This window comes from Burkholderia sp. Se-20378 (assembly GCF_017104665.1).
Lineage (GTDB): Bacteria > Pseudomonadota > Gammaproteobacteria > Burkholderiales > Burkholderiaceae > Burkholderia > Burkholderia lata.
Map to the genome: position 1 here is coordinate 1 of NZ_JAAGPG010000359.1, position 8,929 is coordinate 8,929.

An 8,929-nucleotide genomic window follows, 5' to 3' on the forward strand; every position below is an offset into this window, starting at 1 on the left:
TGTACACGGTGCTCGACGACATCCGCGAAGGGCGGCTGATCCGCGTGCTCCCCGAGTACCGGCTGCAGACGGTGAGCGTGTATGCCGTCTACGCGACGCGCCGCTATCTCGACGCGAAGATCCGCACGTTCCTCGACCACCTGCGCACGACGCTTACGCCTGCGCTCGAGAACGACCTGCGCGAACTCGACCGGCTGACCACCGAACTGACGCCGGGCGGCCGCAAGCGCGCGTGACGATCCGCGCGGGCGTGCTCCGCGCGAACCGCACGGGTCGCGGCGAGGCTCATGCGTGCGGCGGCGCGATGCGAATCCGCTCGAAGCGTCCCGCGAGCCATCCGTAGGCGGCAATGCCGAGCAGCCCGTGCGCGGCGACGAACCACAATGCGCCGGCGAACGAGCCGGTGCTGGCGACGAAATAGCCGATCACGAGCGGCGTGACGATCCCGGCGATGTTGCCGAGGCCGTTGAATACGCCGCCACTCAGGCCGACCATCCCTTCCGGCGCCGTGTCGGCGAGTACGGCCCAGCCGACCGCCGCGAGCCCCTTGCCGAAGAACGCGATCGTCATCAGTGCGATCACGATCGCATTCGACGACGCACCGTTCGCGAGCACGAGCAGCGTCGCCATCGCCATCCCCACGACGAACGGCGTCTTGCGCGCCTTCGACGGATGCATGCCGCGCCGGATCAGCCAGTCCGACAGCACGCCGCCGAGCACGCCGCCCGTGAACCCGCAGATCGCCGGCAGCGCGGCGACCCAGCCTGCTTCCATGATCGTCATCCCGCGCCCCTTGATCAGGTAGATCGGGAACCACGTGATGAAGAAGTAGGTGAGTGCCGTGATGCAGTACTGGCCGATGTAGATCGCCCACAGGTTCCGGTGGCGGAACAGTTGCGACACGTCGTGCCACGACACGCGCGGCCGATGGCGCACGCGGTTCGCTTCGAGATCGACGAGCGCGCCGTGCGCGCGCAGGTAGTCGCGCTCCGCGTCGCTCACGCGCGGATGGCCGTGCGGCTCGCGATACCACGCGAACCACAGCGCGGCGAGCGCGATGCCGAGCATCCCCATCCACAGGAACACGTGCTCCCAGCCGAGCGCATGCGTGAGCCAGGCCATCGCGGGCGTGAACAGTACGACGGCCATGTACTGCGCCGAATTGAACAGTGCCGATGCCGTGCCGCGTTCGGCGGTCGGGAACCAGCACGCGACGATTCTCGAGTTGGCCGGGAACGCCGGCGATTCGACGAGGCCGAGCATGAAGCGCATGACGAACAGCGCAAGCGTGGCGGATGCGCCCTGCACGGCGAGCCAGCCGACCGTGCCCTGCAGCATCGTGAAGACCGACCACAGCAGCAGGCTCAGGCCGTACACGCGCCGCGCGCCGAAGCGGTCGAGTAGCCAGCCGCCCGGGATCTGGCCGATCGCATAGGCCCACGCGAACGCGGAAAAGACGATGCCGAGCTGCACGGGCGTCAGCCCGAGGTCGTGCGCGACGCCGGTGCCGGCGATCGACATCGTTGCGCGATCCGCATAGTTGATGACGGTGACCGCGAAAATCAGCGCGAGGACCGCATAGCGGACGCGGCCGATCGTGCGCGAGGCGGCGGGCGACGCGGCGAGGGCGGCGCCGCTGGATCGATTGGGCATGCGTGTCTCCTGGCCTCCGTCGCGCGGAGGCATCCGGTGTTGTAACGGGTGGCCGCGGTGCGGCGTGTGGCGATCAGCGCGTGACGCTGGTCGGCGGGCGCTGGCCCGCAAAACACGCGGCAAGATTGGCCAGCACGATCCGGCCCATCTCCTCGCGGGTTTCGTGGGTCGCGCTCGCGCGGTGCGGCTGCACGACGACGCGGTCGAGTTCGAGCAACCCGGCCGGCACGTGCGGCTCGTTCGCGAACACGTCGAGGCCGGCGCCGGCGATCGTGCCGTCGGCGAGCGCGCGAATCAGCGCGGCTTCGTCGACCAGCTTGCCGCGTGCGACATTGATCAGGAATCCTTTGGGGCCGAGCGCGGCGAGCACGTCGGCCGTCACGAGCACGTTGCCGTGATCGGCCGATGCCGCGATCACGAGCACGTCGCTGTCGCGCGCGAGTGCGGCGAGGTCGGGCACGAAGCGATAGCCGCTGTCGCGATGCTCGCGTGGGCCGAAGTAGCTGACGGGCATCCGGAACGCCTGCGCGCGCTGTGCGATTGCGCGCCCGACGCGGCCAAGCCCGACGATGCCGAGCCGTTTGCCGGTCACCTGCGTTGCGAGCGGCTGGGCCGTCTTGCCCCAGCGGCCGGCGCGTACGATGCGCTCGCCGGCGCCGAGGTCGCGCAGCGTCATCAGGATCAGCCCCATCGCCATGTCGGCGACGTCGTCGGTCAGCACGTCGGGCGTCGTCGTCACGTGGATGCCGCGTGCACGGGCGCGGTCGAGATCGACGGCATCGGTGCCGATGCCGCTGATCGCGACGATCTCGAGCGCGGGCAGCCGGTCCATCAAGGCGGCGGACAGGCCGTTCGCGCCGCCGGTCACGACACCGCGAATGCGTGCGGCCACGCGATCGAGCAGCGCGTCCGGCTGCTCGGCCGCATACAGCCGGTGCACCGCGTAACGGGCGGACAGTTCGGCGTCGATGGCGTCGGGGAGCGGCTGGGTGAGGAGGATGTCGATGGTCATGAAGGTCTCGGTCGTCGTGCGTGGCGCGGGCCGCGCATCAGGTGCAACCGAGTATAGAAATCGCATCGATATGCGTCTAACATCAAAAGACTATCGATTGATTCAAGAATTGGATGATTGAACTGCACCAGCTTCGCTGTTTCGTCGCGGTCGCCGAGGAGCTGCATTTCGGTCGCGCGGCCCGGCGCCTCTTCATGACCCAGCCGCCGCTCAGCCGGCAGATCCAGTTGCTCGAGCACGCGCTCGGCATCGCGCTGCTCGAACGCAGCAGCCGGCAGGTCAGCCTGACCGCGGCCGGCGAGCGGTTTCTGCGCGACGCCCGACACATCCTCGAATTCTCCGCACGAGCCGAGCAGGCCGCGCAGCGCGTCGCGCATGGCGGCGCCGGCCGCATCACGCTCGGCTTCACGGCGGTCAGCGCGTACCGGATGATCCCGATGCTGCTGGCGCACGCCGCGCATGCGCTGCCCGACGTCGACATCGAATTGCGCGAGATGGTGTCGACCGTGCAGATCGATGCGCTGGCGTCGCGGATGCTCGACGCGGGCTTCGTGCGCCAGCGCGCCGCGCGCCAGCCGCTCGAATACCGGCTCGTGCAGCGTGAGCCGATGCTGGTCGCGGTCGCGGAGGGCGCGCCGCTCGCCGCGTGCGAGCGCATCGGCCCCGACGATCTCGACCGGCAGCCGTTCATCGCGTATTTGCCGAACGAGGGGAAATACTTCCACGACCTGATCTCGGGCGTGTTCGCCAACGCGGGGCGGCTGCCGAACTACCTGCACTACGTTGGGCAGACGCATACGATCCTCGGCCTCGTGCGCGCGGGGCTCGGTGCCGCGCTCGTGCCGGCGTCGGCGCGCGAACTGCATGTCGACGGTGTGGTGTTCCGGCCGCTCGCGGGCGCCGACGTGGCGGCCGAGCTGTATCTCGCGTGGCGCACGGACAACGACAATCCGGCGCTGCCGGTGTTCAACGCGATGGTCGAGCGGTTTCTGACCGAGAGCGCTGAAGAAGCGGGCGCATAGGGGGACGGCGGGGCTACGACTCGCTCCAGCGTCCCGCCCGCATGCGTGGCTCAAAGTCTGTCGTCAGACAATTCAGGATGACCGCTTGAATCATTTCCGGGTCGTCCGGAATTGGCCGAAATTTCTCAGATTCGCAAATATTTCGGCCGGAAATCGACCGCACGGATCCCCATTTTCATCCTTGTCACGGGAAAACCCTCATTTTTATCTCGTCGGTCGTCGTATTACTGTATCGATACACTAAATCGATACAGTGCGTCGCGAGGCGCAATCGCAAAGGAGACGGCCCATGAATACCTACACCCGGCGGCGCTTTCTGCAGACGGTGTCCGCCGCCACGCTCGCGGCTGCAGGCGGCTTGCCGGAAGTCGTGCGCGCGCAGCCGGTCGTGACGCTGCGCTGCTCGTCGTCGATGCCGGCCGACCAGAACGCCGCGCACTACGTGTGGTACGAGCGTCTTGCCGCGAACCTGAAGGCGAGCGTCGGCGACGCGATCCGGGTCGACTACTTCCCGAACAGCCAGCTCGGCAAGGAGAGCGATGTCGTGCAGCAGGTCAAGATCGGCGCGATCGACATGATGATCGCCGGCTCGTCGATCTGGGCGACGGTGGCGCCGGAACTCGGCATGCTCGATCTCGGCTATCTGTTCGACAGCTATGCGCATGTCGCGAAAGTGCTCGACGGCCCGGTCGGTGCAAGCCTGAACGCGCTGCTGCAAAAGCGCGCGGGCTGCTCGGTGCTGACCTGGGGCTCGCATTTCGGTGGGCGCTGCGTGTTCACGAAGCAGCCCGTGTTGGCGCTGCAGGGGCTGAAGGGCACGAAGCTGCGCGTGCTGCCGACGCCGGCGTTCATGGACACCTTCAAGGCGATGGGGGCGGTGCCGACACCGATTCCGTTCGGCGAGCTGTACATGGCCGTGCAGACGGGCGTCGTCGACGGGCTCGAGCACGATCCGGCCACGGTGCTCGCGAGCAAGTTCGACGAAGTGGTGAAATCCTGCTGGCAATCGCATCACGTGTTTGCCGCGATGACCGTCGTGATGGGGCGGCGTGCGCTCGACCGGATTCCGGTGAACCTGCGCCCCGCGTTCGATCGCGCGGTGGCCGACGCGACTGCGCAGCAGCGCGCGATTGCCACGCAGAAGGCCGATCAGGCCGAGCAGGCGCTGAAGCAGCACGGCATGAGCTTCCATCCGATGGCGGCAGCCGAACGCGCGGCGTTGCGGCAGACGATGCACGACCGGCTCTATACGGCATTCGCCAAGCAGTATCCGGCGACCGCGCCGCTGTTTCCGGCGATTGCCGCCGCACGGGGCTGAGCGATGGAGACCTGTTCCGTTTCGGGCGCCGCGGCGGCGCCTGGCGCCGGCCGTCCGGCTCGCCGCGTCGCACGCGTGCTGGACGCGATGCTGCACGCGATCGAATACGTGTCCGCGGCGGTGCTGGCCGTCGATGTGCTCGTCGTGTTCGTCTCGGTCGTGTGCCGTTATTTCCTGCACGACCCGCTCGACTGGACCGAAGAGGTCGCGAGCGCGCTGATGATCGTGCTGGTGTTTTTCGGTGCGGCAACGGTGCTCGGGCGCAGCCAGCACGTCGGCATCGACCTGTTTCGCGGCTGGTTCCCGGCACGCTGGCAGGGCGCGCTCGTGCAGATCGGCCACTGGATCGTCGCGGCCGTCTCGCTGAACCTGCTGGTGTCGTCGTGCCAGCTGCTTGCCGATTCGTACGACCAGTTGACGCCGGGCGGGCTGCCGGGCTGGATCAACGTGTACCCGATGATGTTCGGCGCGCTGTTCATGACCGTGTTCGCGCTTGCGAATGCGCTCGACGCGCCGCGCCGCCGCGTGGCCGGCACGCTCGCGTGCTGCGCGGGATTCGCGGCCGCGCTGTATGGATGGAATGTGCTGGTGCCGGCGCACGCGATCGCGCCGGGCATGCTGCTGGCGGCCGGTTTCGTCGGTGGCCTCGTGCTGGGCGTGCCGATCGGTTTCGTGCTCGCGTTTTCGGCGCTGCTGTATTTCCTGGCCGACCCGACACTGCCGCTGCTCGTCTACTCGCAGCAGGTCATGGCCGGCGCCGATCACTTCGTGCTGCTCGCCGTGCCGTTCTTCGTGCTGGCCGGGCTGCTGATGGAATCGAACGGCATGTCCGCACGGCTCGTCGAGCTGCTGCTGCGGATCTTCGGGCGCGTGCGCGGCGGACTCGGGCTGATCGTGATTCTCGCGACGGCCTGCTTTTCCGGCGTGTCGGGCTCCAAGCTCGCCGACATCGCGGCAGTCGGCGGCGTCGTGATGCCGGCGGTGCGCCGTGCACGCCAGGATCCCGACGAAACGGCCGCGCTGCTCGCGTGCAGCGCGGTGATGGCCGAGACCATCCCGCCCTGCGTGAACATGATCATCATGGGCTTCGTCGCGAACATCTCGATTGCCGGCCTGTTCGTCGCGGGCATCGTGCCGGCCGCGGTGCTGGCCGCGTCGCTCGCGGTGGTCACGGTGATCACCGGGCGCAGGATCGACGTCTCGGCGGTGTTCACGGAGCGCCGCGCGTGGCTGCCGCTCGCGGGCGGCGCGCTGGTCGCGCTCGTGATGGTCGCGATGATCGGCAAGGGCGTGACGTCGGGGATCGCGACGTCGACCGAAGTCTCCGCGTTCGCGGTGGTCTATGCGCTCGTGGCGGGCTGGCTCGCGTTTCGCGAGTTGACCTGGCGTACGGTCGGGCGCGTGTTCGTGCGCGCCGCGTCGATGGCCGGCGGCATCCTGTTCATCGTTGCCGCGGCGTCGAGTGTGTCGTTCGCGCTGTCGATCGAGCAAATTCCGGCGCTGGTCTCGGGCACAATGACCGCGTTCGCCCACCAGTACGGTGCGACGATGTTCCTGCTGCTCGCGGCGCTGGTCATGGTCGTGTTCGGTGCGGTGCTCGAGGGTGCGCCGGCGTTGATCATCTTCGGGCCGCTGCTTGCGCCGATCGCGTTGCAGCTCGGCATCAACCCGCTGCATTTCGGCACGGTCGTGGTGGTGGCGATGGGGCTCGGCCTGTTCGCGCCGCCGGTCGGACTCGGACTGTTCACGACCTGCGCGATCACGGGCACAGAAGTCCGGCACGTTGCGCGGCCGATGGTGAAATATCTGCTGGTGCTGGTCGCCGCCCTCGTGGCGCTGATTCTCGTGCCGGCGTTTTCGTTGTGGCTGCCGGCCCGTTTCGGCCTGTAGCCGCCTTTTACAGCAAGATGACATGAGTACGATTCAGGACGTGGCCCGTCATGCGGCCGTATCGGTCAGCACGGTTTCGAACGTGCTCAACGGCCGCACCGACCAGATGAAGCAGGAAACGCTCGAACGCGTGAAGGCCGCGATGGAAGTGCTGCAGTACCGGCCCAGCACGCTGGCGCGCCAGCTCAAGACGGGGCAGACGCCGCTCGTCGGGCTGCTGGTGCCGTCGATGGCGAACCCGATGTACGGCTACATTGCGCGCGAAGTCGAGGCCTGCGCGCAGGAACGGTACGGTCATCGCGTGCTGATCGGCAATACGTATCGCGATGCGAAGAAGGAGGCGTCGTTCTTCGACGACCTGTTCGCGCATGGCGTGCGGCGCGTGATCGTGATCTCGTCGCTGGCCGACGAGAGCCACCTCGAGCGCGCGGCCGAGCGCGGGATGACGGTCGTGAGCTACGACCGGCGCGCGACGCCCGGCGAGCCGTCGAAGGTCGAACACGTCACGGCCGACAACGAAGCCGCCGCGCGGCTCGCGACGCGTTGCCTCGTCGATGCGGGACACCGGCGGCTTGCGTTCGCGACGGTCGCCGGCATGACGGTGAGCCGCAGCGACAAGATCCGCGGCTTTCTCGAGACGGCGCGCGATGCGGGCGTCGACGCCCACGCTAGGGTGCTCGACGGCGGCCCCGCGAACGAGTATGGCGACGCGGTGATCGTCGACGTGGGGCGCGCGCTGGGCGTCGCGCTTGCCGCCGATCCGGCGCGGCCGACCGGCATCGTCGCGGTCAACGACCTGTTCGCGCTTGGCCTGATGGCCGGATTGCGTGACGGCGGCCTGCGTGTGCCGGACGACGTGTCGGTCGTCGGAATGGACGGTCACTTCCTGTCGGCGATTTCGAATCCGGCGCTGACCACGGTGCAACTGCCCGTCACCGAAATGGCCGAGGAAATGGTGCGGCGCGTGATGCGGCCGGACGGCGACACGCCGCTGGCGCCCGAGCCGCACGTATTCTCCCGCGTGACCCTCGTCGAGCGCGCATCGGTCGCGTCGCCACCGCAAGCGGGCCACTCGCAAGGAGGGGCGGCATGATGCGCGTCTTCGTCACGCATCCGTCGGGGATGCTCGACCGCTATTTCGGCGCGAAGGCTATGCGCGCGCTGCAGGCGATCGCGGACGTCACGTGCAACCCGCTCGATCGCGAGCTGGGCACGGACGAACTGGTCGCGGCCGCGCAGGGTTGCGATGCGATGATCGCGTATCGGCAGACGCCCGCGCCGCATGCGCTGTTTGCCGGGTTGCCCGAACTTGCGGCGTTCCTGCGCTGCGCGGTCGATATCCGCACCGTCGATGTCGACGCGGCGAGCGCGTTCGGCGTGCTGGTCACGCAGGCGAGCCCGGGTTTCGCGCCGGCGGTCGCCGAGTGGGTGATCGGGGCGATGATCGATCTCGCGCGCGGCATCGGACGTTATGCGTCGGCCTACCACCGCGGGATGCCGCCCGTGCCGCAGATGGGGCGCGAATTGCGCGGCAGCACGCTCGGCCTGATCGGTTACGGACAGATCGCGCGCCACCTTGCGCCGATTGCGACGGCGCTCGGGATGCGTGTGGTCGTCAGTGATCCCTACGTGCGCGTCGACGCGCCGATGCTCGAACAGGTCGACTTCGCGGCGCTGTTGCAAGCGGCCGATTTCGTCGTGTGCCTCGCGCCGGCGACGCCGGCCACCGCGAACCTGATCGATGCGGGCGCGTTCGCGGCGATGAAGCCGGGCGCGTATTTCATCAATGCTTCGCGCGGCGAACTGGTCGACGAGCAGGCGCTGTCCGACGCGCTCGACGCCGGCCGGCTCGCGGGCTGTGCACTCGACGTCGGGCGCGCGGCGGACCAGATGCCGACGCCCGCGCTCGCCGCCCATCCGCGCGTGATCGCGACGCCGCATGTCGGCGGTCTGACGATGCCCGCGGTCGAGCACCAGGCGCTCGAGACGGTCGATCAACTCGCCGCGCTGCTCGCCGGAAGCATGCCGCGCGGC

At 68.5% G+C, this 8,929-nt stretch carries 8 protein-coding genes; 6 read left to right on the forward strand and 2 right to left on the reverse strand.

Going from position 1 to position 8,929, the window contains the following annotated elements; genetic code table 11:
* The coding region (locus G3N93_RS28085) for a LysR substrate-binding domain-containing protein (protein WP_241026735.1) at window positions 1–236 on the forward strand (236 nt) is incomplete at its 5' end.
* Window positions 237–285: 49 nt separating this feature from the next.
* Here the strand turns inward: G3N93_RS28085 and G3N93_RS28090 are convergent.
* Both G3N93_RS28090 and G3N93_RS28095 read right to left on the reverse strand, forming a co-directional pair.
* Entirely contained in the window at window positions 286–1,653 is a 1,368-nt protein-coding gene (locus tag G3N93_RS28090; RefSeq protein WP_206134420.1) for an MFS transporter, read from the reverse strand.
* A 73-nt stretch (window positions 1,654–1,726) separates the two neighbouring features.
* On the reverse strand, window positions 1,727–2,665 hold the full coding sequence (locus G3N93_RS28095) for a 2-hydroxyacid dehydrogenase (protein WP_206134421.1): 939 nt from the start codon (window positions 2,663–2,665) through the stop codon (window positions 1,727–1,729).
* 113 nt (window positions 2,666–2,778) lie between these two features.
* Between G3N93_RS28095 and G3N93_RS28100 the strand changes: the two genes are divergently transcribed.
* The 5 genes from G3N93_RS28100 to G3N93_RS28120 all read left to right on the forward strand — a co-directional run.
* Window positions 2,779–3,687: a LysR substrate-binding domain-containing protein gene (locus G3N93_RS28100; RefSeq protein WP_206134422.1), complete on the forward strand. Its 909-nt coding sequence runs from the start codon at window positions 2,779–2,781 to the stop codon at window positions 3,685–3,687.
* A 289-nt stretch (window positions 3,688–3,976) separates the two neighbouring features.
* The gene (locus G3N93_RS28105; RefSeq protein WP_206134423.1) at window positions 3,977–5,005 is read left to right on the forward strand and encodes a TRAP transporter substrate-binding protein; all 1,029 of its coding nucleotides are present in this window, start codon (window positions 3,977–3,979) and stop codon (window positions 5,003–5,005) included.
* A gap of 3 nt (window positions 5,006–5,008) precedes the next feature.
* Complete coding sequence (locus G3N93_RS28110) at window positions 5,009–6,895, forward strand: TRAP transporter large permease subunit (RefSeq protein WP_206134424.1); 1,887 nt, start codon at window positions 5,009–5,011, stop codon at window positions 6,893–6,895.
* A gap of 22 nt (window positions 6,896–6,917) precedes the next feature.
* Entirely contained in the window at window positions 6,918–7,988 is a 1,071-nt protein-coding gene (locus G3N93_RS28115; RefSeq protein WP_174981731.1) for a LacI family DNA-binding transcriptional regulator, read from the forward strand.
* The coding region (locus tag G3N93_RS28120) for a hydroxyacid dehydrogenase (RefSeq protein WP_206134425.1) at window positions 7,985–8,929 on the forward strand (945 nt) is incomplete at its 3' end. The genes G3N93_RS28115 and G3N93_RS28120, both read left to right, overlap by 4 nt.